This is a genomic window from Streptomyces sp. NPDC092296 (assembly GCF_044755465.1).
Taxonomy (GTDB): domain Bacteria; phylum Actinomycetota; class Actinomycetes; order Streptomycetales; family Streptomycetaceae; genus Peterkaempfera.
Window position 1 is genome coordinate 261,157 of record NZ_JBIVRB010000004.1, and the last position, 26,447, is coordinate 287,603.

28 protein-coding genes are annotated in these 26,447 nt (G+C 73.9%); 12 read left to right on the forward strand and 16 right to left on the reverse strand.

Going from position 1 to position 26,447, the window contains the following annotated elements; genetic code table 11:
* Nucleotides 1-4: 4 nt before the first annotated feature.
* The 4 genes from ACIQGZ_RS14230 to ACIQGZ_RS14245 all read right to left on the reverse strand — a co-directional run bounded on the left by ACIQGZ_RS14230 (nucleotide 5) and on the right by ACIQGZ_RS14245 (nucleotide 2,606).
* Nucleotides 5-490, reverse strand: a complete 486-nt coding sequence (locus ACIQGZ_RS14230; protein WP_402601768.1) for a succinate dehydrogenase hydrophobic membrane anchor subunit — start codon at nucleotides 488-490, stop codon at nucleotides 5-7.
* 6 nt (nucleotides 491-496) lie between these two features.
* Nucleotides 497-877, reverse strand: coding sequence for a succinate dehydrogenase, cytochrome b556 subunit (sdhC, locus tag ACIQGZ_RS14235; protein WP_402601769.1), 381 nt, complete (start codon nucleotides 875-877; stop codon nucleotides 497-499).
* 204 nt (nucleotides 878-1,081) lie between these two features.
* Complete coding sequence (locus ACIQGZ_RS14240) at nucleotides 1,082-1,621, reverse strand: 2-oxo-4-hydroxy-4-carboxy-5-ureidoimidazoline decarboxylase (RefSeq protein WP_402601987.1); 540 nt, start codon at nucleotides 1,619-1,621, stop codon at nucleotides 1,082-1,084.
* 235 nt (nucleotides 1,622-1,856) lie between these two features.
* On the reverse strand, nucleotides 1,857-2,606 hold the full coding sequence (locus ACIQGZ_RS14245) for an SDR family NAD(P)-dependent oxidoreductase (RefSeq protein WP_402601770.1): 750 nt from the start codon (nucleotides 2,604-2,606) through the stop codon (nucleotides 1,857-1,859).
* A 440-nt stretch (nucleotides 2,607-3,046) separates the two neighbouring features.
* Here ACIQGZ_RS14245 and ACIQGZ_RS14250 point away from each other — a divergent pair, with 440 nt between their 5' ends.
* From ACIQGZ_RS14250 to ACIQGZ_RS14280, 7 genes are all read left to right on the forward strand, one after another.
* Complete coding sequence (locus tag ACIQGZ_RS14250; RefSeq protein WP_402601988.1) at nucleotides 3,047-4,303, forward strand: amidohydrolase; 1,257 nt, start codon at nucleotides 3,047-3,049, stop codon at nucleotides 4,301-4,303.
* A gap of 190 nt (nucleotides 4,304-4,493) precedes the next feature.
* The gene (locus ACIQGZ_RS14255; protein ID WP_402601771.1) at nucleotides 4,494-5,573 is read left to right on the forward strand and encodes a BMP family protein; all 1,080 of its coding nucleotides are present in this window, start codon (nucleotides 4,494-4,496) and stop codon (nucleotides 5,571-5,573) included.
* A 213-nt stretch (nucleotides 5,574-5,786) separates the two neighbouring features.
* Nucleotides 5,787-7,514 carry an ABC transporter ATP-binding protein gene (locus tag ACIQGZ_RS14260; RefSeq protein ID WP_402601989.1) on the forward strand — a complete coding sequence of 576 codons (1,728 nt, stop codon included), beginning with the start codon at nucleotides 5,787-5,789 and terminating at the stop codon, nucleotides 7,512-7,514.
* A 4-nt stretch (nucleotides 7,515-7,518) separates the two neighbouring features.
* Nucleotides 7,519-8,640 carry an ABC transporter permease gene (locus ACIQGZ_RS14265; protein WP_402601773.1) on the forward strand — a complete coding sequence of 374 codons (1,122 nt, stop codon included), beginning with the start codon at nucleotides 7,519-7,521 and terminating at the stop codon, nucleotides 8,638-8,640.
* Nucleotides 8,637-9,935 carry an ABC transporter permease gene (locus ACIQGZ_RS14270; RefSeq protein ID WP_402601774.1) on the forward strand — a complete coding sequence of 433 codons (1,299 nt, stop codon included), beginning with the start codon at nucleotides 8,637-8,639 and terminating at the stop codon, nucleotides 9,933-9,935. Before ACIQGZ_RS14265 ends, ACIQGZ_RS14270 begins: the two co-directional genes overlap by 4 nt.
* Nucleotides 9,932-10,345, forward strand: a complete 414-nt coding sequence (locus ACIQGZ_RS14275; protein ID WP_402601775.1) for a cytidine deaminase — start codon at nucleotides 9,932-9,934, stop codon at nucleotides 10,343-10,345. Before ACIQGZ_RS14270 ends, ACIQGZ_RS14275 begins: the two co-directional genes overlap by 4 nt.
* A 130-nt stretch (nucleotides 10,346-10,475) precedes the next feature.
* Nucleotides 10,476-11,753 carry a thymidine phosphorylase gene (locus ACIQGZ_RS14280; protein WP_402601777.1) on the forward strand — a complete coding sequence of 426 codons (1,278 nt, stop codon included), beginning with the start codon at nucleotides 10,476-10,478 and terminating at the stop codon, nucleotides 11,751-11,753.
* A 53-nt stretch (nucleotides 11,754-11,806) separates the two neighbouring features.
* Here ACIQGZ_RS14280 and ACIQGZ_RS14285 read toward each other — a convergent pair whose 3' ends face one another.
* The 7 genes from ACIQGZ_RS14285 to ACIQGZ_RS14315 form a co-directional block, all read right to left on the reverse strand.
* On the reverse strand, nucleotides 11,807-12,109 hold the full coding sequence (locus tag ACIQGZ_RS14285; protein ID WP_402601778.1) for a hypothetical protein: 303 nt from the start codon (nucleotides 12,107-12,109) through the stop codon (nucleotides 11,807-11,809).
* A 93-nt stretch (nucleotides 12,110-12,202) separates the two neighbouring features.
* Entirely contained in the window at nucleotides 12,203-12,964 is a 762-nt protein-coding gene (locus tag ACIQGZ_RS14290; protein ID WP_402601779.1) for an SDR family NAD(P)-dependent oxidoreductase, read from the reverse strand.
* A 33-nt stretch (nucleotides 12,965-12,997) separates the two neighbouring features.
* A complete protein-coding gene (locus tag ACIQGZ_RS14295) occupies nucleotides 12,998-14,260 on the reverse strand; it encodes a mannosyltransferase family protein (protein ID WP_402601780.1) in 1,263 nt (420 codons plus the stop codon).
* A 38-nt stretch (nucleotides 14,261-14,298) separates the two neighbouring features.
* Nucleotides 14,299-14,736 (reverse strand): hypothetical protein, encoded by a 438-nt coding sequence (locus ACIQGZ_RS14300; protein ID WP_402601782.1) that lies wholly within the window; start codon nucleotides 14,734-14,736, stop codon nucleotides 14,299-14,301.
* Complete coding sequence (locus ACIQGZ_RS14305) at nucleotides 14,729-15,226, reverse strand: SigE family RNA polymerase sigma factor (protein WP_402601783.1); 498 nt, start codon at nucleotides 15,224-15,226, stop codon at nucleotides 14,729-14,731. The genes ACIQGZ_RS14300 and ACIQGZ_RS14305 overlap by 8 nt, the downstream gene beginning before the upstream one ends.
* A 188-nt stretch (nucleotides 15,227-15,414) precedes the next feature.
* Complete coding sequence (locus tag ACIQGZ_RS14310) at nucleotides 15,415-16,038, reverse strand: DUF1349 domain-containing protein (RefSeq protein ID WP_402601785.1); 624 nt, start codon at nucleotides 16,036-16,038, stop codon at nucleotides 15,415-15,417.
* 396 nt (nucleotides 16,039-16,434) lie between these two features.
* A complete protein-coding gene (locus ACIQGZ_RS14315) occupies nucleotides 16,435-17,754 on the reverse strand; it encodes an MFS transporter (protein ID WP_402601786.1) in 1,320 nt (439 codons plus the stop codon).
* A gap of 63 nt (nucleotides 17,755-17,817) precedes the next feature.
* Here ACIQGZ_RS14315 and ACIQGZ_RS14320 point away from each other — a divergent pair, with 63 nt between their 5' ends.
* From ACIQGZ_RS14320 to ACIQGZ_RS14330, 3 genes are all read left to right on the forward strand, one after another.
* On the forward strand, nucleotides 17,818-18,777 hold the full coding sequence (locus tag ACIQGZ_RS14320) for a LysR family transcriptional regulator (protein ID WP_402601787.1): 960 nt from the start codon (nucleotides 17,818-17,820) through the stop codon (nucleotides 18,775-18,777).
* Between the two features lie 93 nt (nucleotides 18,778-18,870).
* Nucleotides 18,871-20,019, forward strand: a complete 1,149-nt coding sequence (locus ACIQGZ_RS14325; RefSeq protein ID WP_402601789.1) for an adenosine deaminase — start codon at nucleotides 18,871-18,873, stop codon at nucleotides 20,017-20,019.
* Between the two features lie 153 nt (nucleotides 20,020-20,172).
* Complete coding sequence (locus tag ACIQGZ_RS14330) at nucleotides 20,173-20,562, forward strand: hypothetical protein (protein WP_402601790.1); 390 nt, start codon at nucleotides 20,173-20,175, stop codon at nucleotides 20,560-20,562.
* An 87-nt stretch (nucleotides 20,563-20,649) separates the two neighbouring features.
* Here ACIQGZ_RS14330 and ACIQGZ_RS14335 read toward each other — a convergent pair whose 3' ends face one another.
* Entirely contained in the window at nucleotides 20,650-20,832 is a 183-nt protein-coding gene (locus tag ACIQGZ_RS14335) for a PspC domain-containing protein (RefSeq protein WP_402601792.1), read from the reverse strand.
* Nucleotides 20,833-21,023: 191 nt separating this feature from the next.
* Between ACIQGZ_RS14335 and ACIQGZ_RS14340 the strand changes: the two genes are divergently transcribed.
* Nucleotides 21,024-21,200 carry a hypothetical protein gene (locus tag ACIQGZ_RS14340; RefSeq protein WP_402601793.1) on the forward strand — a complete coding sequence of 59 codons (177 nt, stop codon included), beginning with the start codon at nucleotides 21,024-21,026 and terminating at the stop codon, nucleotides 21,198-21,200.
* A 258-nt stretch (nucleotides 21,201-21,458) separates the two neighbouring features.
* Here the strand turns inward: ACIQGZ_RS14340 and ACIQGZ_RS14345 are convergent, their stop codons facing one another.
* The 4 genes from ACIQGZ_RS14345 to ACIQGZ_RS14360 form a co-directional block, all read right to left on the reverse strand.
* A complete protein-coding gene (locus tag ACIQGZ_RS14345; protein WP_402601990.1) occupies nucleotides 21,459-22,052 on the reverse strand; it encodes a VanZ family protein in 594 nt (197 codons plus the stop codon).
* Nucleotides 22,053-22,300: 248 nt separating this feature from the next.
* Nucleotides 22,301-22,606, reverse strand: a complete 306-nt coding sequence (locus ACIQGZ_RS14350; protein ID WP_402601794.1) for a hypothetical protein — start codon at nucleotides 22,604-22,606, stop codon at nucleotides 22,301-22,303.
* The gene (locus ACIQGZ_RS14355) at nucleotides 22,603-24,276 is read right to left on the reverse strand and encodes an ATP-binding protein (RefSeq protein WP_402601992.1); all 1,674 of its coding nucleotides are present in this window, start codon (nucleotides 24,274-24,276) and stop codon (nucleotides 22,603-22,605) included. The genes ACIQGZ_RS14350 and ACIQGZ_RS14355 overlap by 4 nt, the downstream gene beginning before the upstream one ends.
* 118 nt (nucleotides 24,277-24,394) lie before the next feature.
* Complete coding sequence (locus ACIQGZ_RS14360; RefSeq protein WP_402601795.1) at nucleotides 24,395-25,072, reverse strand: response regulator; 678 nt, start codon at nucleotides 25,070-25,072, stop codon at nucleotides 24,395-24,397.
* A gap of 384 nt (nucleotides 25,073-25,456) precedes the next feature.
* Here ACIQGZ_RS14360 and ACIQGZ_RS14365 point away from each other — a divergent pair, with 384 nt between their 5' ends.
* A complete protein-coding gene (locus tag ACIQGZ_RS14365; protein ID WP_402601796.1) occupies nucleotides 25,457-26,323 on the forward strand; it encodes a SigE family RNA polymerase sigma factor in 867 nt (288 codons plus the stop codon).
* The last annotated feature ends 124 nt before the right edge of the window (nucleotides 26,324-26,447 follow it).

A 26,447-nucleotide genomic window follows, 5' to 3' on the forward strand; every position in this document is an offset into this window, starting at 1 on the left:
CCGCTTAGATGTTCGGGTCGAAGGTGAAGATCACCAGCGTGCCGAGCAGCACGGTGAACACGGTGGCCACCAGCAGCAGCGTCTTCAGCCAGAAGCGGGTGGTGTCCCGCGAGGCGTAGTCGTTGATGACGGTCCGCATGCCGTTGGAGCCGTGCAGCATCGCCAGCCAGAGCATCAGCAGGTCCCAGCCCTGCCAGAACGGCGAGGCCCAGCGGCCGGCCACGAAGGCGAACCCGATCTTGGAGACACCGCCGTCCACCACCAGCTGGATCACCAGGTGGCCGAGGACCAGCACGACCAGGACGACACCCGAGAGGCGCATGAACAGCCATGCCCACATCTCGAAGTTGCCACGGGTGGCCCGAGGGGTCTTCCGGGTGCGGGTGCGCGGCGGCTCGATGACGTACGGGCTGTCGGTGGACAGGCCGGAGGCCGTGTGCGGCTGCGAGGAGGAGACGAGCTCCACCGGGGAGGTCTCAGCAGTGGACATCGCGGATCACTTCCCGAACCAGGTCGTCAGGGTGTGCTGGAGCACGGGGTAGAACGCCCCGGCCATCAGCACGACCCAGATGCCGACCACGGTCCACAGCATCGGCCGCTGGTAGCGGGTGCCCTTGGACCAGAAGTCGACGGCGATGACCCGAAGGCCGTTCAGCGCGTGGAACAGGATGGCGGCCACCAGGCCGTACTCCATCAGGTTGACGAACCAGACCTTGTAGGTCGCGATGACGCTGTCGTACGCCTCCGGGGAGACGCGGACGAGCGCTGTGTCGAGAACGTGGGCGAACAGGAAGAAGAAGATGAGTACGCCGGTGACTCGATGAGCCACCCACGACCACATGCCTTCCCGGCCGCGGTACAGCGTTCCAGCCGGCACGGAAAACCCTCCGGAAGCGGGATCGGGGCTCGGCCGGCTTCGGTGTCGGTCAGCCCGGCCGGGTACGGTCCACCGGCCGTGGCCATCGTAGCGACGCTCAGCAGGTCGGACGCTGCCGGGGTCCGGCAGTGTGATCAAACAGGCACGGCCGGGCTAACGGGCCCGCCGGGCGTCGCCTTGACAGCCGGACGGCCGCCGCCCCGGTCAGGCGGGCGCCCCCGCGCCGCTGTGGCTGGCCACCAGGTGCTCCAGGCGGCCGATCGCGATCCGCCGCAGCTCGTCCGCCGCGACCAGCCGCTCTTCCTCCGGCTCGCCCGCGAGCCGGGTCCGCAGCGAGGTCAGCACCGTGTCCAGCATCTCCTCCGGCGGGCAGCCCTCCAGGCAGACCATGAAGACATGCCCGAACCGGGCCTCGTACGCGGCGTGCGCGGCCCGCAGCGCGGTGCGCGCCGCCTGGCTGCCGGGAGCGCGCATGCCCAGCAGCGGCTGCGGCGTCCAGCTCTCGTCGGCCAGCGCCTCCGCCAGGTCGGCGGGCCGCAGGTCGTACGACGCCTCGCTGGCCGCCGCCAGCAGCGACGCCACATCGGGGTAGGGGCGGTGGGCGGCCAGCCGGAGCGCCCAGCGGCGGCTGCCGCAGCAGGCGAGCAGGGCCTCCTCGGCGGCGCCGGGGTCGGCCTCGTTGAACCGGCGCAGGCCCACGGGCAGCTGCGCGGACAGCGGGGGCGCCGGGGTGTCGCTGGGCAGCGGGTCCTCCTCGGAGGGCGGGTGAGGGGCCCTCCCCGGCGGTGGTCGCGGGGCGGGCGGCGGCGCTGTGACGGGGGCCGCCGGAGCGAAGGGTAGCGCCGGGCGGCCGGGCGGGACCCGGTGTTGCGGCGCCGGTGAGGGGGACCCCGCACCAAGGTAGTCCGCGGCCCGGCGCGCCGGGCCGCGAACCGGGGAATTCACCCGATCCGGGTATCAAGGACCCGCGCCTTCACCCTCAGGGGGTCGGTTCCCGGTGCACCTTGTGCTGCGCGGCCTGCGCCCGGGGCCGCACCACCAGCAGGTCGACATTGACATGCGGGGGGCGGGTGACCGCCCACACCACGGTGTCCGCCACGTCCTCGGCGGTGAGCGGCTCGGCGACGCCCGCGTACACCGCCGCCGCCTGCTCCTCGTCGCCCCGGAAGCGGGTGAGCGCGAACCCCTCGGTGCGCACCATGCCCGGGGCGATCTCGATCACCCGGACCGGCTCGCCGCACAGCTCCAGCCGGAGCGTCGCCGCCAGGGCGTGCGCGCCGTGCTTGGCCGCCACATAGCCGCCGCCGCCCTCGTACGCGGTGAAGCCGGCCGTGGAGGAGAGCAGCAGCACGGTGCCGTCGCCGCTCGCCCGCAGCGCCGGCAGCAGCGCCTGGGTGACGTGCAGCACGCCCAGGACGTTCACCTGGTACATCGCCAGCCAGTCGGCCGGGTCGGCGGTCGCCACCGACTCGGCGCCCAGCGCGCCGCCGGCGTTGTTCACCAGGACGTCGACCCGGTCCAGCGAGGCGGCGAAGGCGTCCACCGAGGCCCGGTCGGTGACGTCCAGTACATAGGGGGTGCCGCCGATCTCCTTGGCCAGCGCCTCGATCCGGTCCGCCCGGCGGGCCGCCAGCACCACCCGGTACCCGGCCGCCGCCAGGCCGCGCGCGGTGGCCGCGCCGATCCCGCTGCTGGCGCCGGTGACCACCGCCACCTTCTGCTCCGTCATCGCTCTCCCCTTCCGCCTCTGCTCTCGCCGCCGGTCGGGCCGGCCGTGCCGCCGGTCACGCCGCACCTCCGGCCGCCCGATCATCCCAGCCCGCCGCCACCGGCCGCCCGGCTTCTCGCAGATCCCGGCGGGCCGGGGCGGGCGGAAGCAGCACAAACCTCGGGTCATACCCGAACCACGGCCCGCCATGCGCCGCGCGGGGGACTTTCTGCGCGCAGCGGGCAGGAATTCCGGCGATCACCGGGCCGGGCGGCCCGATCGGTCGTAACCTAGTTGAGGTGAACCATCCAACGCCCGGGGATGTCCTCTCCCCCCATGACCCGGTATCGGACGATCCCGCCGCGGACCATACGCCCGCGGCCCAGGCGGCCGGTGCGGACTGTCCCGGCGCCGGTGCCGCCGGGCCCGACATCCCCGGTGCGGAGTCGGCCGGTGCGGAGCTGGCCGGTGCCGATCTCCCGGGCGCTGATCTCCCGGGCGCCGACCTTCCCGGGAGCGACCTGCTGCGGGCCCGGGTCCGGGCGCACACCGCCGAGCTGATCGCCTTCCGCCGCGACCTGCACATGCATCCCGAGCTGGGCCGGGAGGAGTTCCGTACCACCGCGCTGCTCAAGGAGCGGCTGGAGCAGGCCGGGCTCGCCCCCCGGGTGCTGCCCGCCGGTACCGGGCTGGTCTGCGACATCGTCCCGGCGGGCACTGCGGAGGGCACGCCGCTGCTGGCCTTCCGCGCGGACATCGACGCGCTGCCGATCGACGACGCCAAGGCGGACGTCCCGTACCGCTCCACCGTCCCGGGTCGGGCGCACGCCTGCGGCCACGACGTGCACACCACGGTGGTGCTGGGCACCGCGCTGGTGCTGGCCGAGGCGGCGGACGCCGGGCGGCTGCGGCAGCCGGTGCGGCTGATCTTCCAGCCGGCCGAGGAGGTCATGCCGGGCGGCGCACTGGACGTGATCAAGGCGGGCGGGCTGGAGGGCGTCGGCCGGATCTTCGCGGTGCACTGCGATCCCAAGGTCGAGGCGGGCCGGATCGGGCTGCGGGTCGGAGCGATCACCTCCGCCTGCGACCGGCTGGTGCTGAGCCTGGACGGGCCCGGCGGGCACACCGCCCGCCCGCATCTGACGACGGATCTGGTCACCGCCGTCGCCCGGATGGCAGCGGACCTCCCGGGGGCCCTCGGGCGCCGGGTCGACCCGCGTTGGGGCGTCAGCCTGGTGTGGGGCCGGATCGCCTCCGGCTCGGCGGCCAATGTCATCCCGCAGCACGCCGAGTTGGAGGGCACCGTCCGCTGCCTGGAGCTGGCCGGCTGGCGGGAGGCGCCGGAGCTGCTGCACGAGCTGACCGCCCGGATCGCCGAGACCTACCGGGCCAAGTGGGAGCTGGACTACCACCGCGGCGTGCCGCCGGTGGTGAACGAGGCCGAGTCCGTCGCCCAGCTGGAAGCGGCGATGCACGCCCGGTTCGGCAGCCCCCGCACCACGGCGGTCGAGGACACCGAGCAGAGCCTGGGCGGCGAGGACTTCGCCTGGTACCTGGAGAAGATCCCCGGTGCGCTGGCCCGGCTCGGCGTGCGCGCGCCCTCCGAGTCCGAGGTGCGCGACCTGCACCAGGGCACCTTCGATGTGGACGAGCGGGCCATCGGGGTGGGTGTGGAGTTGTTCTGCTCACTGGCACTGGAGCACTCGCACACCCTGTAGTAGGAATGTTGGTGACGAAAGGGGCCGAACGGGCGGGCTGTCGTCCGTTCGGCCCCCTTTTGTCCGCAGCACCACCACGGTTTGATAACAACCGTTCCCACCGGCGAAGACGTAACACAACCGTGTTCTACGCGCGTTACGGTGGCGTTCGATCACGCCAGTCAGGTGCGTGTCGGAAGGAGAAACTCCCTTGCGCCGAGTAACCAAACTCGCCGCGGTTGTGCTCAGCGGTTCGCTGGGCATGGCCTCGCTCGCCGCCTGCGGCAGCACGTCGGACACCGATTCCAACGCGAGCGGCGGCTCCGCCTCCGCCGGGTCCGGCGGCGGCGGCCTCAAGGTCGGCATGGCCTATGACATCGGCGGCCGCGGCGACCAGTCGTTCAACGACTCCGCCGCCCGTGGCCTGGACAAGGCCAAGACCGACCTGGGTGCCCAGGTCAAGGAGCTGTCGGCCGGCGCCACCGAGACCGACACCGACAAGACCCAGCGGCTGAAGGACCTGGCCGACGCCGGGTACAACCCGGTTATCGCGATCGGCTTCTCCTACGCCGGTCCGCTGGAGAAGGTCGCCAAGCAGTACCCGAACACCAAGTTCGCGATCGTCGACTCCACCGTGGACGCGCCGAACGTCACCAACCTGGTCTTCACCGAGGAGCAGAGCTCCTACCTGGTGGGCGTCGCCGCGGCGGTCAAGTCCAAGACCCACAAGGTCGGCTTCATCGGCGGCGTCAATGTGCCGCTGATCAACAAGTTCGAGGCCGGTTTCACCGCGGGCGTCAAGGCGACCGACCCCAGCGCCACGGTGATGACGCAGTACCTCTCGCAGCCGCCGGACAACAAGGGCTTCACCTCGCCCGACCTGGGCAAGGCCGCCGCGCAGGGCATGCTGGACAAGGGCGCCGACGTGATCTACGCGGCGGCCGGCAGCTCCGGCAACGGCGCCATCGAGGCCGCCGCCAACGCCAAGGCGTGGGCGATCGGTGTCGACTCCGACCAGTACAACCAGGACGCGCTGGCCAAGTTCAAGGGCTCGATCCTGACCTCGGCGATCAAGAACGTCGACATCTCGGTGCTGGACTACATCAAGTCGTTCAAGGACGGCAAGACGCTCACCGGCACCCAGACCTTCGACCTCAAGCGGGACGGCGTGGGCTACTCGCTCTCCAACCCCGCCCTGAAGGACGACGCGGCGACCGTCGCGAAGATCGACGCGGCCAAGAAGGCGATCATCGACGGCTCGGTCACGCCGCCGACGACCGTCAAGAAGTAAGTCCCAGCCGCAGTACCCGGGAAACAGCCCGACGAGAAGGAATCCGGTCCCTGCCCGCCCCCGGGGCAGGGAACCGGACCCACGGCAGCAGGGCCCGCCGAACGCGCCGCGCGAGGCGGGCCCTCCTGTTCCAGGCAATGACGCCCACGCACCGTCCGAGCCCCTGCCCCCGCCCGCTCGGAGCGGCTGCCATAGCTTCACCAGGAGTGCGCCATCACTGCTCCGAGCGCCCACCACGCGGGCGAAACCCCAGCCGGCGCAGGGACCGCGCCGGCCGCCGTCGAACTGCGCGGCATCACCAAGCGCTTCCCGGGAGTCGTGGCCAACCACGACATCGACATCACCGTCCGACGCGGCACCGTGCACGCCCTGGTGGGCGAGAACGGCGCCGGCAAGTCGACGCTGATGAAGATCCTCTACGGTATGCAGCGGCCCGACGAGGGCACCATCACCGTGGACGGCGAACCGGCCGACCTGCACAGCCCCGCCGACGCGATCAGCCGCGGCATCGGCATGGTGCACCAGCACTTCATGCTCGCCGACAACCTCACCGTGCTGGAGAACGTCGTCCTCGGCGCGGAGAAGCTGCACGGCATCGGCGGCCGGGCCCGTACCGCGATCAAGGAGATCTCGGACGCCTACCACCTGGACGTCCGTCCCGATGTCCTGGTCGAGCACCTGGGCGTCGCGGACCGCCAGCGGATCGAGATCCTCAAGGTCCTCTACCGGGGTGCCCGCACCCTGATCCTGGACGAGCCCACCGCCGTGCTGGTGCCGCAGGAGGTCGACGCGCTCTTCGACAACCTGCGCGAGCTCAAGTCCGAGGGCCTGACCGTCATCTTCATCTCCCACAAGCTGGACGAGGTGCTCTCCGTCGCCGACGCGATCACCGTCATTCGGCGCGGCACCACCGTGGCCAGCGTCGACCCGCGCGAGGTCAACGCCCGCCAGCTGGCCGAGCTGATGGTCGGCAGCGAGCTGCCCTCCCCGGAGACCCGCGAGTCCACCGTCACCGACACCCCCATGCTCACCGTCGACGGCCTGCGGCTCAGCGAGGTCGACCCGGACGGCGTGGACCGCGTGGTGCTGGGTGGCATCGGCTTCACCATCCACAAGGGCGAGATCCTCGGCATCGCCGGTGTGGAGGGCAACGGCCAGGCCGAACTGGTCGAGGCCATCATGGGCATGCGCCATCCCGACGCCGGCACCGTCACCCTGGACGGCACCGACATCTCGGGCGCGCTCACCCGGGCCCGCCGCGAGGCCGGCATCGGCTACATCCCCGAGGACCGGCACCGGCACGCGCTGCTGCTGGAAGCCCCGCTCTGGGAGAACCGCATCCTCGGCCATGTCACCGAGCAGCCCAACAGCCACCGGGGCATCCTCAACCCGGCGGCGGCCCGCCGCGACACCGAGCGGATCGTCGCCGAGTACGACGTACGCACCCCCGGCATCGACGTCACCGCAGCCTCGCTCTCCGGCGGCAACCAGCAGAAGCTGATCGTCGGCCGCGAGATGAGCCACCACCCCAAGCTGCTGATCGCCGCCCACCCCACCCGTGGCGTGGACGTCGGCGCGCAGGCGCAGATCTGGGACCAGATCCGCGCCGCCCGCCGCGAGGGCCTGGCGGTGCTGCTGATCTCCGCCGACCTGGACGAGCTGATCGGCCTGTCCGACACCCTGCGGGTGATGTACCGCGGCCGGCTGGTCGCGGACGCCGACCCGGCGACCGTCACCCCGGAGGAGCTGGGTTCCGCCATGACCGGCGCCGCCCAGGGCCGCCTGGACGGCCCCGACCCGGCGGAGGGCTCGGACCAGGGCGCCGCCGCCACCGACAGGGCCAGCACCGACAGGGCCAGCACCGACAGGGCCAGTACCGACAGGGCCAGCACCGAGGCGACCTCGGACGAGCCGCGCAACGCCGAGCAGGCGGGGGAGTAGCCCCATGAACAAGCTGCTGAAGAAGATCGACGGGGAGCGGCTGCTCCTCGGCCTCGCGGCCCCCGTACTCGCCGTGGTGGCGGCACTCGTCGTCACCGCCCTGGTGCTGCTCGCCTCCGGCAAGGACCCGTTCCACGCCTTCAACGAGATGCTCACCTACGGCACCAAGGCCGACAGCCAGACGTACATCCTGAACAAGGCGACCACCTACTACCTCGCCGGTCTGGCGGTGGCCGTCGGCTTCCGGATGAACCTCTTCAACATCGGCGTGGACGGCCAGTACCGGATGGCGGCGTTCTTCGCCGCCGTGGTCGGCGCCGCCCTGCACCTGCCGTCGGTGCTCCAGATCATCGTGATCGTCGTGGTCGCCATGCTGGTGGGCGCGATGTGGGCCGGTATAGCGGGCCTGCTGAAGGTGACCCGGGGCGTCAGCGAGGTCATCTCCACCATCATGCTGAACGCGATCGCCACCTCGGTGATCGCCTATCTGCTCAGCCCCGGCCGGCTGGCCAAGCTGGACGCCACCGGCAATGTCACCACCCCGCTGATCCCGAACTCCGGGCACTTCTTCGAGATCTCCACCAAGGGCGGCCCGCTCTACGGCTTCCTCTTCGTGGCGATCGTCGCCGGTGTCGCCTTCTGGTGGGGCCTGTCCCGCACCCGCTTCGGCTTCGACCTGCGCACCGCGGGCGGCTCCGACAGCGCGGCCCACGCCAGCGGCGTCAACGTCAAGCGCATGGTGGTCACCGCCATGCTGATCTCCGGCGCGATGGCCGGCCTGGTCGGCATGCCGCAGCTGCTCAACGACTCGTACCAGTACAGCCTGGACTTCCCGGCCGGCATCGGCTTCACCGGCATCTCGGTCGCCCTGCTCGGCCGCAACAACCCGATCGGCGTCGGCGTCGGCGCCCTGCTCTGGGCCTTCATCGAACGGGCCACCGGGCACCTGGAGTTCGCCGGGTACGACAAGGAGATCGCCGGCGTCATCCAGGGCGTCATCGTCCTCGCCGTGGTCATCGCCTACGAGCTGGTGCGCCGCTACGGGCTGCGACGGCAGCAGAGCAGGGTCGGCGCGGAACTCGCGGCCCAGGCCGTCCCGTCCAAGAACCAGGAGGTGGCGGCGTGAGCGCCCCGAGCCCCACGAGCGAGAAGGCCGCCCAGGACCAGGGCGGCACCACCGGCGCCGGCACGGTGGCCCGCAGGACCGGACGCCGCAGGCTCTCGCTGCCGGTGGTCCTGCTGATCGTGGCGGGCGCGCTGGTCGCGCTCTCCGCGGTCCGGGCGATCACCGGCGCCCAGGACATCACCTCCGCCGGGCAGGTGGCCGGCGCCCTCACCATGGCCGTGCCGATCGGCCTGGCCGGACTCGGCGGCCTCTGGGCCGAGCGGGCCGGCGTGGTCAACATCGGCCTTGAGGGCATGATGATCCTCGGCACCTTCTTCGGTGCCTGGGCGGGCTGGCAGACCAACCCCTGGGTGGGTGTGCTGGCCGGTGTCCTCGGCGGCGCGCTGGGCGGCGCGATCCACGCCTTCGTCACCATCACCATCGGCGTCGACCACATCGTCTCCGGTGTGGCGATCAACATCCTGGCGCTGGGCGCCACCCAGTACCTCGCCAAGCTGTTCTTCGCGGACAAGCCGGCCGGCAGCCCCAAGCAGTCGCCGCCGATCGGGGACATCTCCACGGTCAGCATCCCAGGGCTGTCCGACTGGCTGGACAAGCTCGCCGCGCACCACTGGTTCCTGGTCTCCGACCTGGCCGGCATCCTGGGCGGCCTGACCACCGATGTCTCGCTGCTGACCCTGCTGGCCGTGGTGCTGGTGATCGGTACGTTCTTCGTGCTCTGGCGGACCCCGTTCGGGCTGCGGCTGCGCTCCTGCGGCGAGAACCCGACGGCCGCCGAGTCGCTGGGCGTCAACGTCTACCGCTACAAGTACCTCGCCGTGATCGCCTCCGGCGGCCTGGCCGGCCTCGGCGGCGTCTTCATCACCATGGTCCCCTCGCACATCTACAACGAGGGCCAGACCGGCGGCCGGGGCTACATCGGCCTCGCCGCGATGATCTTCGGCAACTGGCGGCCCGGCGGTCTGGCCATGGGTGCCGGACTGTTCGGCTACACCGACAGCCTCCAGCTGCGCAACGGCGGCCCCTCGGTGCACGCCCTGCTGCTGCTGGTCGCCGTACTGCTGGTGCTGATGGCCGCCTGGCGCGCCTACAAGCGGCAGACCGTCGCCGCCGTGGTCAGCGGCGTCTTCGCGGTCGCGCTCTTCGTCTGGTACGCGATGACCGACACCGTCCCGATCCAGTTCGTCACCGCCACGCCGTACGTCGCCACGCTGCTGGTGCTCTCCCTGGCCTCCCAGCGGCTGCGCATGCCCAAGGCCGACGGCATGGTCTACCGCAAGGGGCAAGGAAAGTGACCACCACTCAGGACGCCGGGGCGGCCCAGGGCATCGACTGGGAGACCCTGCGGGCCGCCGCGCGGGACGCCATGACGCACGCGTACGTCCCGTACAGCAAGTACCCGGTCGGGGCCGCCGCGCTGGTCGAGGACGGCCGTACCGTCACCGGCTGCAACGTCGAGAACGCCTCGTACGGGCTCGGGCTGTGCGCCGAGTGCGGCCTGGTCTCCGCGCTGCACCTCAGCGGCGGCGGGCGGCTGACCGCCTTCACCTGCTGCGACGGCAAGGGCGACCGGCTGATGCCGTGCGGCCGCTGCCGCCAGCTGCTGTACGAGCAGGGCGGCCCCGACCTGCTGGTGGACCTGCCGTCCGGCATCCGCCCGATGCACGAGGTGCTGCCGGACGCCTTCGGGCCCCAACACCTCTGACGGCCGGCACCTCTGACGGCCAGCACCTCTGATCTGCCCGTACTCGTACCGTCCGCACCCCTCCCGGAGAGTGCCGCGCCCGCCGTGGCGCGGCACTCTCCGCGTTTCCCCCACAGCAAGGAACCCACCCATGGACGCCATCTCCGTCATCCGGACCAAGCGCGACCGCGGCGAACTCACCGACAGCCAGATCGACTGGGTGATCGACGCCTACACCCGGGGGGAGGTGGCCGACGAGCAGATGTCCGCGCTCGCCATGGCCATCCTGCTCAACGGCATGAACCCGCGCGAGATCAGCCGCTGGACCGACGCCATGATCCGCTCCGGCGAGCGGATGGAGTTCTCCTCCCTCCCGCTGCCCACCGCCGACAAGCACTCCACCGGCGGCGTCGGCGACAAGATCACCCTCCCGCTGGCCCCGCTGGTCGCCGCCTGCGGCGCCGCCGTGCCGCAGCTCTCCGGGCGCGGCCTCGGCCACACCGGCGGCACCCTGGACAAGCTGGAGGCCATCCCCGGCTGGCGGGCGCTGCTCTCCAACAACGAGATGATGCAGACGCTGCGCGACTGCGGCGCGGTGATCTGCGCGGCGGGCGACGGGCTCGCCCCGGCCGACAAGAAGCTGTACGCGCTGCGCGATGTCACCGGCACCGTCGAGGCCATCCCGCTGATCGCCAGCTCCATCATGAGCAAGAAGATCGCGGAGGGCACCGGCGCCCTGGTGCTGGACGTCAAGGTCGGCTCCGGCGCCTTCATGAAGGACCTGGCGCAGGCCCGCGAACTGGCCCGCACCATGGTCGACCTGGGTCGCGCCGCCGGGGTCGACACCCGGGCGCTGCTCACCGACATGTCCACCCCGCTCGGCCTCACCGCGGGCAACGCGCTGGAGGTCCGCGAGTCGGTCGAGGTGCTGGCCGGCGGCGGCCCCGCCGACGTGGTGGAGCTGACCCTCGCCCTGGCCCGCGAGATGCTCGCCGCGGCGGGCGTGCACGGCAAGGACCCGGCGGACGCGCTGCGCGACGGCTCCGCGATGGACCACTGGCGCCGCATGATCAGCTCCCAGGGCGGCGACCCGGACGCGGCGCTGCCCGTCGCCCGCGAGCAGCAGGTGGTCACCGCCCCGTCGTCGGGCGTGCTCACCCGGCTCGACGCCTACGCCGTCGGCGTCTGCGCCTGGCGGCTCGGCGCGGGCCGCGCCCGCAAGGAGGACCCGGTCCAGGCCGGCGCGGGCGTCGAGATCCACGCCAAGCCGGGCGCCAGTGTCACCGAGGGCCAGCCGCTGCTGACCCTGCACACCGACACCCCCGAGCGCTACGACTACGCCCTCGAAGCCCTCACCGACGCCTTCACGGTCTCCCCGGCGGGCACCCCCCACACCCCGACCCCGATCATCCTCGACCGCATCGCCTGACCACCCCCACCGCCGCCGCCCCGGGAGCGCCCAGCGCTCCCGGGGGCCAGGCTTCAGCGCTGTTCCAGCAGGCGGCCGAGGCGGGCGCGCAGTGGCTGTTCGAGTTCGAGGTTGTCGCCACGGGTCGTGGTCTGCAGCAGTTCGGTGATGACGGCCAGTTCGGCGAACCGCCCGGCCCGGGTGTCGAGTACGTGCCCGAGAAAGCGGCGCACGTCGGCTGCGGTCTCGGGTACGAGGAGGCTGTAGGCGTGCAGGAGAGCGGCGTCGTAGCCGGTGGGCGCGACAGCGCATGCGCGAGGCGTACGCGACGGCGGCGACCGCCCACCGCTGCGCACCGGCCGGATCGCAGGAGGCATGGGGCTGGCGGGGACGGTCCAGTGTTCCGGGGTCCCCGTCGACAGGAGGACACGCCGCACTCCCGGAGCTGACGCGGCGACCGCCAGGGCAGCTCAGTGGGCGGTCCAGCCGCCGTCGACGGGGAGGATGGCGCCGGTGAGGTAGCCGGCGGCGGGGCCGGCGAGGAGGAGGGCGGCGGCGGTGAGTTCGGTGGGGTCGGCCCAGCGGCCGGCCGGGACCTGGTGGGCCAGGAAGTCGCGGACCTGCGGGTCGTCGTCGACGCCTTCGTTCAGCGGGGTGCGGAAGGGGCCGGGGGCCAGGGAGTTGACGCTGATTCCGGTGCCGGCCAGTTCCACGGCGAGGCTGCGGGTCAGCTGGACCACTGCGCCCTTGCTGGCCGCGTACCCGGACCGCTCGGCGGCCCCCACCAGCCCGAGGGCGCTCGCCAGGGTGACGATCCGCCCGTAGCCGGCGGCCCGCATCACGGGTACGGCCGCCTGACAGGCCAGGAACGTACCGACCACATTGACCTCGAGACAGTGGCGGAACGCGGCCACGTCCAGCGCCGTGATCCCGCCGCGCGCCTGCACGCCCGCGCTGGTGATCAGCACATCGAGGCGGCCGTACCGGGCCACGACCTCACCGACCAGGTCGTGGACGGCCCGCTCGTCGGTGACGTCGCAGGACAGGCCCAGCGCCGGGCTGCCCGTGGCGGCGGCGATCCCCTCGGCCGCCTCCCGCGCCGCCCCGTGCCGCCGCCCGGCCACCACCACGGCGCAGCCCGCCCCGGCCAGCCCGTCGGCGATCGCCCGCCCGAGCCCGGCCGACCCACCGGTGACCAGCGCGACCTGCCCGTCCAACTCCCGCTTCCCCATGGACGCCGAGCATGCCACGCCGCCCCGTGCCGGTCAGCCCGCCCAGCGGCCGGAGGTGAAGGCGATGGCGAGTACGGTCATCAGGGGTGCGGCGATGCCCAGGTAGGCGTCCTTCAGCCAGGGGCGGCGCAGGCTCCAGCGGGCGAGCAGGACCCAGAGCGGCCACCAGAGCAGGGAGGCCCGGGGGATGGACATGTACCAGTAGGAGGTGCCCAGCGCCCAGAGGCTGAGCCCGACGTACGCCGCCTCCGCCCAGCGCCGCCGCCGGAGCAGTACGCACAGCAGCAGTACGCCGACCGCCATGGCGAGCAGTTCGGCCTGGAACAGCAGCGCGTAGGTGGTGCTCTGGTCGTGGGAGAAGGCACCGTGCCAGGTGTTCCGCCAGGCGACCCAGGGGGCGTGGAACTCGCGGTACCAGCCGCGTTCCTGGGCGTGCTTCCAGGCCATCCAGTCGCCGGTCCGGGCGTGCAGGTACCAGGAGTACAGCAGGGCGGGCAGCGCCGGCAGCGCCAGCCACGGCAGGCGGCTCCAGCGGCGCTGCTCCCGCCCGCAGGCCAGGAACTGGACGACCAGCGCCGCCGCCAGGAACAGCCCGCTGATCCGGACTCCGGTGGCCAGGCAGGCCAGCACCGCCGCCAGCGGCCAGTTGCCCCGGCGGGCGGCCAGCCAGCACGGCAGGGCCAGGGCCAGGAAGAGCGCCTCGGTGTACCCGGCGGCCAGGAACACCTCGCACGGGGAGAGCAGCAGGAAGAGCACGGCCCGGCCGCCCGCCCGCTGGTCACCCGTGTCGAGGCGGGCGATCCGGGCCAGCGCCGACACGGCGACCGCCCCGGCCGCGAAGGAGATCAGCAGCCCCGCCGCGGCCCAGTCCGCGACCACCAGGTGCACGGCGCGCAGCAGCAGCGGGAAGCCGGGGAAGAACGCCTCGCGGTTGTCGGGCCGGTCCCCGCCGACCAGCCCCGGGCCGGGGAAGTAGCCGTCCTGGGCGATCCGCTGGAAGTGCGCCCAGTCCCACTGCTGCCACCGGGACAGGACGGACGGCGCCTCGGTGGACCTGCCGTCGCCGGTGAACAGCCAGCCGGTGCAGTAGGCGACGGCCCACATGCCGACCCGGGTGAGCAGGTAGAGCCGCAGCACCGCCCGGTCCATGGCGCTGACCCGGGCGAGCGCGCGCCGGAGCGTACGGACCCCGGGCGGCCGAGCGGACGGCCGAGCGGGCGGCAGATCGGGTATCGCGGCGCCGGAGCGGCGCCCGAGCGGCGCCTCGGCGGTCGAGGACGGTGGGGCGGCGGGCACGGGGCGGCTCCTGGGGCGCGGCGACGGTCGGGCGGGCCCTACGACTGGGGCGAGGTGGACGGCAGTCCGCTGGTGGCGGGGGCGGTGGTCGGCGCCCCCCGGTAGCCGGGCGAGGTGGTGGTCGCGCCCGGGTCGGGCGGGCCGGTGCGCGCGGCGGGCGGCGGCGGATGCGAGCCGGACAGCCCGGGGGCGGGCGGGCCCGGGGCGGTCCGGGGGGACGTCGGCGGGGAGGGCGCGGTGGCGGGGGCGGTGGCGGGCGCGGTGCCCCCGGTACGGTCGGGCAGCAGGCCCGCGACGGCGGCACCCGTACCCCCGAGCAGCAGGCACCCGGCGGCGGCCACCGCCGCCACCCGCCGTTGGCGCACCCGGTTGCCGCGCGCCCTGATCACGGCGGCCGGCAGCGGCACCACCCGGCGCTCCCCGGCGGCGGCGGCGTCCCGGAGGGCGGCCCTCAGCGGATCGTACGGCTCAGGCACCAGGGGGCTCCTCGGCGTGCGGATCGGGCAGGCGGTGGACGAGCGCGGCCCGGCCCCGGGCCAGGTGCGTCTTGACGGTGCCGGTGGACAGGCCGGTCTCGGCGCCGATCTGCTCGACGGAGAGGTCACACACGTAGTGCAGGGCCACCGTCCGCCGCTGCTTGGGCGACAGCTCGCGCAGCGCGGCCACCAGCGCGACCGTCCCCGGCCCCGGCCCCTCGACCGGTGGCGGCTCCCCGTGCCGCCGCCACGCCTCCTCCGAGCGCCGCCTGCTGCGCCGGCGGCTCACCGCCAGGCGCCAGGCCACGGTCCTGATCCACGCCTCCGGGTTGCCGTCCCCGGCGAGCTGGCGGCGCCGGCTCCAGCCGCGTACGAAGGCTTCCTGGACCACGTCCTGGGCCTCGTGCAGATCGCCGAGCATCACATAGAGCTGACCGGTGAGCCGTCTGACCGCAGACGCGTAGAACTCTTCGAACTCCTCGACGGTCAAACCGGCTCCCGGATCTTTTCGGACTCACCTCCCATACGCCGCCCGAGCCGTCCCCGGTTGACACCCGGACCGGACCGCCGGGGTGACGCCCACCACACCGCCGACATGCCGGAACCCCGGGCGGCGAGGCCGCCCGGGGTTCCGGGGTGGTCGACGGTGGGTCGGGAGTCGGGGCCGGGCGGCCCCGGTCAGCTGCCGTCGCGCAGCTGCGCCAGGGTCTCGGCGCGGAAGCCGATCCGGTCGAAGACCACCGGGCAGCCCTCCCCGGTGGGGGACTGGGCGAGGAAGCCCACCTTGACCGGGGCGGAGTCCGCCAGCGGACCGAAGGAGAAGTAGCGGATCAGCTTCCACCACTTCCCGTCCTCGGAGGCGTGGAGGGCGAACGCGCGCCCGGTCCGGGAGATCCGCAGCCAGATGCGGTCGTCCGCCACCTCGTAGGAGTTGGCGTCGTCGGAGTCGCCGCGCGTCACCACCGAGACGACGCTGGGCCGGCCCTGCGGGGTGTACTCGAAGCAGAGCTTGGCCCACGTCTGCTCGCCGTGCTGGAGCACCAGGACCCCGGCGTCGAAGGTGCTCCGGAAGCCCACCTGGACCCGGGCGGCGAGCTGGAAGTCCCCGCTCACCTCACCGACCAGCCGGACCAGGTCCTCGCCCTTGGCGGGGTCCTGCCGGGCCGGGTCGCGGAACAGGTCGGTGACCGGACCGGCGTCCATCGTCAGGACACCGTCCTCGACCCGCCAGGTGGTGCCGGCGGCCGGGCCTTCGGGCGTCAGCGCGAAGGGCAGGCCGGGGATGGCACAGGTGTCGGTCACGGAGTCCTCATTCCGCTCGGCGTACGCACCCGGCCGGGCGCGGGGCGGGGTACGCCCCGGAGCCTCCGGGATCGATCACTGGTTCGCCTGCGATCCTGCGTGATCATTCCGAGCCGAGTCAAGCGCTGTCGGCCGCCGGGCGGCCGGCGCCCGGGAACCGGTCAGCGCGGCGGCGACCCGGACGCGTAGCGGAGGCGGCCGTACGCAGGAAGACGGTGCCCGGCAACGCGAGGCCCGGCGGGCCGCCGAGCCCTCCTGCGGGGCGACCCGGCCGAGGGGGGTGCGGAGGGACGGGACGGCGAACAGGCCGACGCCCGGACCGCCGACCGCCGGTGCGGGGAGCGGCAGCCGTGGGGAGGCGGGGCCGAGCAGGCTGCGGGGCGACTTCGGCCGGGGTCAGCCGCGCCGGGCGCGGTGACTGGCGTAGCGGGTGACGGCGGCGGCGAGGGCCATGGCGGTGAGGCCGACCAGGGCGGTGCCGGGCCAGCCGGTGGCGTGGTAGGCGTCGGCGCCCAGGGTGCCGCCGATGCTGTTGCCCAGGTAGTAGGCGATCAGGTAGAGCGCGGACGCCTGGGCGCGGCCGGTGGTCGCGGTGCGGCCGACGGACGAGGAGGCCACCGCGTGCCCGGTGAAGAAGCCGCCGGTGATCAGCACCAGGCCGAGCAGCGCGCAGGTGAGCGTGGAGCCGAGGCTGAGCAGCAGCCCGGCGGTGGTGGTGCCGATGGCGGCGTAGAGGGCGCCCCGGCGGCCGATCCGCCCGGCCAGCCGCCCGGCGGTCGCGGAGGTGGCGGTGCCGACCAGGTAGACGACGAAGATCGACGCCGCCAGCGACTCCGGCAGGTTGAAGGGCGGGGCGATCAGCCGGTACCCGGCGGTGTTGTAGACGGCGCCGAAGACCGCCATGAACAGCGCGCCCAGTGCGTACAGCCGCCCCAGCAGCGGATTGCGCACATGGCCGCCGACGGTACGGGCCAGCGCCCGCAGGTCCACCGGGGTGCGCCGGAACCGCCGGGCCGCCGGGACCAGCAGCCGGAAGGCGACCGCGCAGGCCAACGCGAGCGCGGCCGAACCCGCCAGCCCCCAGCGCCAGCCCCAGCCGGCCGCGATCCAGCCGGAGAGCAGCCGCCCGCCCATGCCGCCGATGCTGTTGCCCGCCACGTACAGGCCCATCGCGCTCGCCAGCGCCGAGGGGTGCAGCTCCTCCGCGAGGAAGGCCATTGCGGTGGCGGGCAGCCCGGCCAGCGCCGCGCCCTGCACCACCCGCAGCGCGACCAGGGTGCCGAGGGAGGGGGCGAACGGCAGCGCCACGCCGATCAGCGCGGCAGCGAAGACCGAGGCGGTCATCACGGCGGTGCGCCCGTACCGGTCGGAGAGCGCGCTGGCCGGGAGCAGCGCCACGGCCAGCCCCAGGGTGGCGGCGGAGGCGGTCCAGCTGGCCTGACCCGGGGTGAGCCGCAGGTCGGCGGAGAGGACCGGCAGCAGGCCCTGGGTGGAGTACAGCAGGACGAAGGTCGCGACCCCGGCGGCGAACAGTGCCAGGTTGGCGCGGCGGAAGTCCCGCTCACCCGGGCGGTGCCGCCCGTCGTCGTCGGCGGCATTGGAGGCGGCATTGGAGGCGGGTGTGGAGGCGGAGGCGGAGGCGGGGGCGGGGGCGGGTGCGAGGGGCTGGGCGTCCGACGGCGCGGCCGTGGACGCCCCGGTACTGGCGGCGGGCATGCTCCGACGCTAGGACCGCGCCGTTTGATGCGTCCAATGCGATGAAGCGCCAGAATCCATGCCATGACGTATGAGCACAGCCAGGACCCCCCAGGACCGGCCGCAGAGCTGGGCCCGGACGAGCCCGCGGTGCTGCTGGCGCCCAAGCTGGCCCAGTTCGCGGCGGTGGCCCGGCTGGAGCATGTGACCCGGGCCGCCGAGCTGCTCGCGGTGCAGCAGCCCACCCTCAGCCGGGCGATGGCCCGGCTGGAGGCGGAGCTGGGCGTGGCGCTGCTGGCCCGGCAGGGCCGTACGGTGCGGCTGACCCGGGCCGGGCGGGTGCTGCTGGGCTCGGTGGAACGGGCGCTGGCGGAGCTGGAGCGCGGCGCGGAGGCGGCCAGGGCGGAGGCGGACCCGGCGGCCGGGCGGGTGGCGTTCGGCTTTCTGCACACCATGGGGACGGACGCGGTGCCCGCGCTGCTGCGCGGCTTCCGGGCGGCCCACCCCCGGGTGCGGTTCCAGCTGGTGCAGGACTACGTGGGGGCGATGCTGGACCGGCTGCGGGCCGGGGAGCTGGACCTCTGCCTGGTCTCGCCGCTGCCCGGTGACGCCGACCTGGTGGTCCGGCCGCTGGACGAGCAGCGGCTGCATCTGGCGGTGCCGGCCGACCACCGGCTGGCCGGGCGCCGCCGGATCAGGCTGGCCGAGGTGGCGGACGAGCCGTTCGTGGCGGTGGAGCGCGGCTACGGGCTGCGCGCGCTGCTGGACGACTTCTGCGCGCAGGCCGGGTTCACGCCCAGGGTGGCGTTCGAGGGCGAGGAGGCGGAGACCCTGCGCGGGCTGGTCGCGGCCGGGCTGGGGGTGGCGCTGCTGCCGCCGTCGCTGGTGCCCCGGCCGGGGGTGGCGGAGCTGGACGTCACGGCGCCGCGCACCCGCCGCGCGATCGGCCTGGCCTGGGTGGCGGGCCGCCCGGTGACGGCGCCGGCGGCGGCCTTCCGCGACTTTGTACTGTCCCGGCGGGGGCGGCTGCTGGACCACGACTGAGCGGGCCCGGTCGCCCCGGGTTCAGCCGCCGTACGCTGGAAAGTGACCGTACCGAAACCCCGTTTCTACGCGCGTAGGCGCTATCGTTGGCCAATGAAGAACCACCTCATCACCAGCACGGCCGCAGCCCCGCACACCCCCACCGCAGCCCAGATCCGCCGCGCCCCCAAGGTGCTGCTGCACGACCACCTCGACGGCGGCCTGCGCCCGCAGACCATCGTGGAACTCGCTCAGCAGTGCGGCTACCAGGGGCTGCCCACCACCGACCCGGCCGAGCTGGGCACCTGGTTCCGGGACGCCGCCGACTCCGGCTCGCTGGAGCGCTACCTGGAGACCTTCGCCCACACCTGCGCGGTGATGCAGACCCGCGAGGCGCTGGTCAGGGTCGCCGCCGACTGCGCCGAGGACCTGGCCGCCGATGGCGTCGTGTACGCGGAGATCCGCTACGCCCCGGAACAGCACCTGGAGGGCGGGCTGAGCCTGGAGGAGGTCGTGGAGGCCGTCAACGAGGGCTTCCGGCTCGGCGAGGAGCGGGCGCGGGCGGCCGGACACCGCATCCGGGTCGGCGCGCTGCTCACCGCGATGCGGCACGCCGCCCGCGCGCTGGAGATCGCGGAACTGGCCAACGCCTACCGGGACCGGGGCGTCGTCGGCTTCGACATCGCGGGCGCCGAGGCCGGCTACCCGCCCACCCGGCACCAGGACGCCTTCGACTACCTCAAGCGGGAGAACAACCACTTCACCATCCACGCGGGCGAGGCGTTCGGGCTGCCCTCCATCTGGCAGGCCCTCCAGTGGTGCGGCGCGGACCGGCTCGGCCACGGCGTGCGGATCATCGATGACATCGAGGTCGCCGCCGACGGCTCGGTGCGGCTCGGCCGGCTCGCGGCGTACGTCCGCGACAAGCGCATACCGCTGGAGATGTGCCCGACGTCCAACCTCCAGACCGGCGCCGCCGACTCCTACGCCGAGCACCCGATCGGGCTGCTGCGGCGGCTGCACTTCCGGGTCACCGTCAACACCGACAACCGGCTGATGAGCGGCACCGGCATGAGTCGGGAGTTCGGGCACCTGGTGGACGCCTTCGGCTACACGCTGGACGACATGCAGTGGTTCACCGTCAACGCGATGAAGTCCGCCTTCCTGCCGTTCGACGAGCGGCTGGCGATGATCAACGACGTGATCAAGCCGGGATACGCCGAGCTCAAGGCGGAGTGGCTGTTCGGGCGCGCCGCGTCCTGAGGCGGGTGCGGCGGTGGGTCGCGTTGGGCCGACCGGGGGACGGCCGGTTGTCCGGCGGACGGGCGGCTCACTACGGTGAGTGCGCCAGAGTGCACGGGGCGTAGCGATCTGCCGCCCGGCGCGCCGCATGCGACGAAGACACGAGGAACCCCCATGAAGAAGGCCACGCTCAGGACCGCCGGCACCGCAGCGCTCTCGGTCGCCTTCGCGGCGGCGGCCGCCGGGACCGCCGCCGCTGCCGCAGGCAGCCCGCTGGGCGCGCAGCCGCTTGCCCCGGCCAAGCCCGCCGCCGGTTTCGACGCGAGCCGGGCGCTGCCGCTGGGGTCGCCGGTCGCCCAGGCCCTCGGCACCCTCAACACCGCCCTCGGCGCGGCGGGTGCCGCTGCCCAGCAGCACACTCAGCAGCCCGCTCAGCAGCCCGTCCCGCAGCAGCGTGCGGGTGGCGCCGGCCTGACCCCGGGCTCGCACGGCAACAGCCTCGGCGGCCCGGTGGGCCAGGTGCTCGGCGCGCTCGGCGGCGGCGGCCAGCTGCTGGGCGGCTGAGCCGCGCTCGCGCCGTAGATCCGGAGGGCCGTCCCTGTCGCGCGGGGGCGGCCCTCGGGCGTACCGGGCCTCGGGAGGCCGGGGGCCTCACGGCTCCTGCGGGAGCAGCAGCCAGAGCGCCAGGTAGATCAGGCACTGCGGTCCGGGCAGCACACAGGAGACCAGGAAGATCAGCCGTACCGTCCCCGGGCTGACTCCGAAGCGGTCGGCGATCCCGGCGCAGACCCCGGCGATGACGCGGCTGTGTCGCGGGCGGGCAAGCGTGCTCATCGGATTCTCCTTCGGCGTGCGACCGGCGTGCGACCGGCGTCCCCGGTCTGGTCGACTACCCCGATCCTCCGCCCGGACGGCCCGCCCGGCATCGGCCCGCGTACCGATCCCCGACCCCCGCATCTCCCAGGGCCGCACCGCCGCCCGCCTCAGGGAACGCTCAGGGTCCGCCCCGGGGGTAGCCTCCGGCAATGACTCACACCGGGCGGTACCGCTGGCGCACCCGGCTGCGCAGGCGGCTGCCCCGGTTCCTGGTCGACCGGGGAGCGGCGGGCACGGGCACGCGGGACTGCGGCGCCCACGAGTGGTACAACCACGACGGCCCCACCCGCCCGCTGCTACCACTGTGCCCGCTGCTACCACTGTGAGGCGGGCGAGCGCCCCTGGCCGCCACCGGGCGGCTGACCGCGCGGCGGCGGCCCGGCGCTCCGGGGGGCTCGGCGGTCGGGGCGGGGTGGCGCCGCCGGGTGGGTGCTGCGGCGGCCCGGGGCTCGGGTGGGGGCTTCGTACGGGGTGGCGGCGGCCGGGCGCTCTGGTGGGCTCGGCGGCCTGGGCGGGGCGGGTGGGCAATGCGGTGCCCGGGGTTCGGGCGGGGGCTCGGGCGGGCGGCGGCCGGTCCGGTGGGCTCAGCGGCCGGTCGGCGCGGGGAGGGCTTCGTACGGGGTGCTGGTGGGGCGGCCGCCCGGGGCGGGGTGGCGCTGGCGGGGCGGGCGGGCGGGCTCGGCCGGGGTCGGCGCGCCGGGGCCGGTCGGCGGGTCGCCGCGGTGGCGCAGCAGGGCCCGAGCGCCGGGGACCACCGCGAGGTGCACCAGGGTGACGCCGGCCAGGTTGAGCAGGACGTCGTCCACGTTCAGCACATGGCCGGGGACGCCGGTCTGGGCGAACTCCAGCCCGGTGCAGATCAGCGCCGCCGCCCCCACCGTGCGCAGCAGCGACGGCAGCCAGCTGACCCGGACCCGGCCGCCGGCCATCGGCAGCAGCACTCCGAGCGGCGCCATCAGCAGCAGTTCCAGGACCAGCCGGCGGTACTCGCCGGCGCTGCCGGTGGACAGGTCGCGGCGGATCGAGGAGAACGGCTGGAGGTTGGCGTCGTAGATCCACGCCGCCGGTACCGGCCGCAGCGCGAACCAGGCCACCAGCAGCAGATGCGCGGCGAGCAGCAGCAGGCCGGTGGTCCGCAGCAGCGGCCACACCGGAGCCTCGTCCCGATACGCCGGGATCGCCGGTACGCCTGCCCATTGACCCTGCCGGAGCTGACGGCCATTCCCGGTCCGCACGCCGGTGCCTCCTCGCTGCACGTCGGGAATGACGCGAGCCACCATTCCGGCGGTTCCCTACCCGCACCGAAGCCTTCCGCATACCTGTGGGCGGCCGACGCCGACCGTCCGGGGGAGGCCCGGGGCGGCAACGGTGCGGACGCGGAGTGGCGGAACGTTTCTGCGCAGTCGGCGGCGGCGGTGGCCCCGGCTCAGCGGTGCTCGTCGCCCTGGAGGCAACTGGGCGTGGTCGTCGGGGTGGGCGACGGGGGCGCGGTCGGGCCGGGGTCCGGCTCGGTGCCGTCCGTCCGGCGCTGCTTCGCCGAGAACGGGGCGGCCAGTGCGGCGCTCGCCGCAGCGGTGCTGCTCGGCGGGGTCGGGCAGGCCGTACGGCTGGCCGGGGCGCCCGCGTCCACCGGCACCGACGTCGGCCGGATGCCGCAGCCGACCGCCGCCGCGCCCAGCAGCAGCACCGCCACCGCCCCCCGGTACGCCTGTCCTGCCGTGCCGCCGCTCACCGCTCGCCCCTTCCCTGACCGGGGCCGCCCGCGTCCCCGCCGCGCCCCGCACCGCCGTCCGTTCCGATCCCGCCCTGCCCGATCCCGCCCCGGCCGGCCCCGCCCTGCCCGCCGTCCGCGCCCGTACCGCCGCCGCCGTCCAACTCCGGATCGCCGTCCTCCGGCTCGGCCGGACCCATCGGCAGGGTCAGCGTGAACACCGCCCCGCCGGGGGTGCCGTCCGCCCCGGCCGGGGCGTTGCCGACCGTGATGGTGCCGCCGTGGATGCGGGCGTTCTCCATGGCGATGGAGAGCCCCAGGCCGCTGCCCTCGGAACGGGCCCGGCCCTTGTCGGCCTTGTAGAACCGGTCGAAGACATGCGGCAGCACATCCTCCGGGATGCCGGGACCGCTGTCCTGCACCTCCACCACCAGCTGCCGGCCCGGCTCCGCACCGGCCCACTCCCCGGCCGGCTGCTCCTCGGCCGGCTGCTCCTCGGTCCGCACCCGCACCACCACCGGCGAGCCGCCGTGCTTGAGCGCATTGCCGATCAGGTTGGCGAAGACCACGTCCAGCCGGCGCGGGTCGACCCGGGCGATCACCCCGCGCGGCGCGTCCAGCTCCACCGCGTCGTACCAGGCCCGGCCGTCGATGCAGGACATGATCAGGTCCGCGATGTCCATCTCGTCCGCCACCAGCTTGGCCGTGCCGGCGTCGAAGCGGGTGACCTCCATCAGGTTCTCCACCAGGTCGGAGAGCCGCCGGGTCTCGCTGACCACCAGCCGTACGGCCGGTTCGATCATCGGGTCCAGCGAGTCGGCCTCGTCCTCCAGGATGTCGGTCACGGCGGTCATCGCGGTCAGCGGGGTCCGCAACTCATGCGACATGTCCGCCACGAACCGCCGGCTCGCGGACTCCCGGGCGCTCAGCTCCGCCACCTGCGCGGCCAGCGCCTCGGCCGTCCGGTTGAAGGTACGCGCCACATCGGCCAGTTCGTCGGCGCCGCCGACCTCCAGCCGGGTGTCCAGATGCCCCTGGCCCAGCCGCCGGGCCGCGTCACCGAGCCGCCGCACCGGCCGCAGCACGGTGGCGGCGGCGCCCTGGGCCAGCAGCGCCGAACCCACCAGGGCGAGCAGCGCCGCGATGCTCAACGACCAGGCGAGGGTGTTGAGGTCGGTCCGCTCGTCGTCCAGCGACTTGAACATGTACGCGGTCGGGCCGGTCGGCACCACCCGGGTGCCGCCCACCAGGAACGGCTCGCCGTCCAGGATCGTCCGCTGCCAGTACAGGTGGTACCGGTAGGAGTTGCCGTTGCCCAGGTCGCGCGGCGTCGGCACGGTGGCCAGCAGCCGGGGCGGCACCCGGTCGACCGTGAAGCGCCCCGGGTTGGAGGAGGCGGTGCAGTCGGGGAGCGCCGGGTCGACCACCACCACCTGGTAGTTCAGCCCCGGCCGGGGGCTGGCCACCACCCGTGCCAGCGCCCGCAGGTCGTCGCAGCTCGGCGTCAGCGGCATGTCGGTGACATTGCGGGTGAGCGAGTCGCGGAAGTCGTTGAGGGCGCTGTCCTGGGCCCGCTTGAGCACCGCGTCCCGGTTGAGCCAGTACGCGATCCCGGACGCCGACACCGCAGCCGTCAGCGCCACCAGGGCGAACACCGCGATCAGCCGTATCCGCAGCGAGGTCAGCCGCAGCCGGCGGCCGAGCCAGCCGCCGCCCTGGTCGTCGCGCGGCGGTGCGGCATACTCCTGATAGTCCGTCACATCAGCTTTCCGTAGACAATCCGTCCCGGCCGTCCCGGGGTGGGCGCCGTCAGGCGGGTGGGTCGAGCCGGTAGCCGACCCCGCGCACCGTCCGGATCAGGGTCGGCGACGACGGTACATCCTCCACCTTGGCCCGCAGCCGCTGCACACAGGCGTCCACCAGCCGCGAATCGCCCAGGTAGTCGTGCTCCCAGACCAGCCGCAGCAGCTGCTGGCGGGAGAGGGCCTGGCCTGGGCGGCGGCTCAGCTCCAGCAGCAGCCGCAGCTCGGTGGGGGTGAGCTGGAGGTCCTCGCCGTTCTTGGTCACCGTCATCGCGGCCCGGTCGATCACCACCGGCCCGTACGCCGCCGAGTCGGAGCTCTCCCGCTCGCCGCGCCGCAGCACCGCCCGGATGCGGGCGTCCAGCACCCGGGGCTGCACCGGCTTGACCACGTAGTCGTCGGCGCCCGACTCCAGGCCCACCACCACGTCGATGTCGTCGCTGCGCGCGGTCAGCAGGATGATCGGCAGCTGGTCGGTACGGCGGATGCGGCGGCAGACCTCGAAGCCGTCGATCCCGGGCAGCATCACATCCAGCACGATCAGATCCGGACGCTGCTCCTTGAACAGCTTCAGGCCGTCCTCGCCCGAGGCGGCGGCCATCACACGATGGCCCTGGCGGGTCAGGGCGAGTTCGAGGCCGGTGCGGATCGCGTCGTCGTCCTCGATGAGCAGTAGGAACGGCACGGGCTCATTCTTGCCCACCCGGGGCCGCAGGTTCACCCACTCCGCCCGTTGCGCCGGTCACAACGCCGTACTGCCCCTCTTCGCCCCCGTTCGCGCCCCCCGCTGGAACCGCCGGCCGCCCCCGCGCGTGGAAGGTTGCGCGGACCCGCACCGGCCACGGCCACCGCACCCGCCCCGGTCGCTGCGACCGGCCCCCGCCTGCTGCGACAGCCCCGCGGCCGCTGTGACAGCCCTGTGACAGTCGGCGGACAGCGCCATGACGCGCCGAGGGCAAGCTTCTGGGTGTCAGGGAAACGGATCACCGGCCGAACCGAGGGGAGACGGGGAGGACGGCCCGGGGCCAGGACACCGGAACATCTGCTCGCACCGACATGGGGGCGCACCATGAACGCAACGCTTCAGACCAGGAACGCTTCGCCCGTCCGGTCCGTGCGCCCGTCCGCCCGCCGGCCCGCCAGGGCCGACGAGAACGCCGGTGCGGTGAGCGTGCGGGGATGCACGCACACCGGCCGTACCAACGTCGGTGAGCTGTTCGGGATCGGCCGCAGGGGCACTGCGGCGGAGCCCGGCACCGGCGCGAGCACGCTGACGCTGCGGGGAGTGGTCCCCGTGGTGCGCAACCTCCCGGGGGGTGAGGGGGACGGCCTGCGGGCCGCCGGTTCGGGGGAGCCGGCGGTCCGCGAGGCCGGACGCGGGCAGCTGGGCGCCGCCGACGCGGCCCCGGTCGACTACACCGAGGACTTCACCGCGTACGTACGTGAGCGCCGCGCCTCCCTGTACGCCACCGCGTACCACCTGACCGGGGACCGCCACGAGGCCGAGGACCTGTTGCAGAGCGCCCTCTTCAGCACCTTCCGCGCCTGGGGCCGGATCTCCGACAAGGCGGCGGTCGGCGGCTACCTGCGCCGCACCATGACCAATCTGCACATCTCCGCTTGGCGCCGCCGCAAGGTCAACGAGTACCCGACCGAGGAGATGCCGGAGACGGTCGGCGACACCGACGCCATGGGCGGCACCGAGCTGCGCGCCGTGCTGTGGCAGGCGCTCGCCAAGCTGCCCGAGCAGCAGCGCACCATGCTGGTGCTGCGCTACTACGAGGGCCGTACCGACCCGGAGATCGCGGATGTGCTACAGATCAGCGTCGGCACCGTGAAGAGCAGCATCTGGCGCGCGCTGCGCCGGCTGCGCGACGACGACACGCTCAACCGGGGCGACGACCTCGGCCGGGCCTTCGGCGAGCTGGTCGCCTGAGGTCCGTCACAGACCTCCCGCCGGGTGGGGCGGGGGAAACCGGGGTCCAAGGGGGACACCGGAGCTGGATGAGGGAGGGGACAGCGGGACTCGCGCACCGGTTCGGGGGAGCCGGGGCCACGGG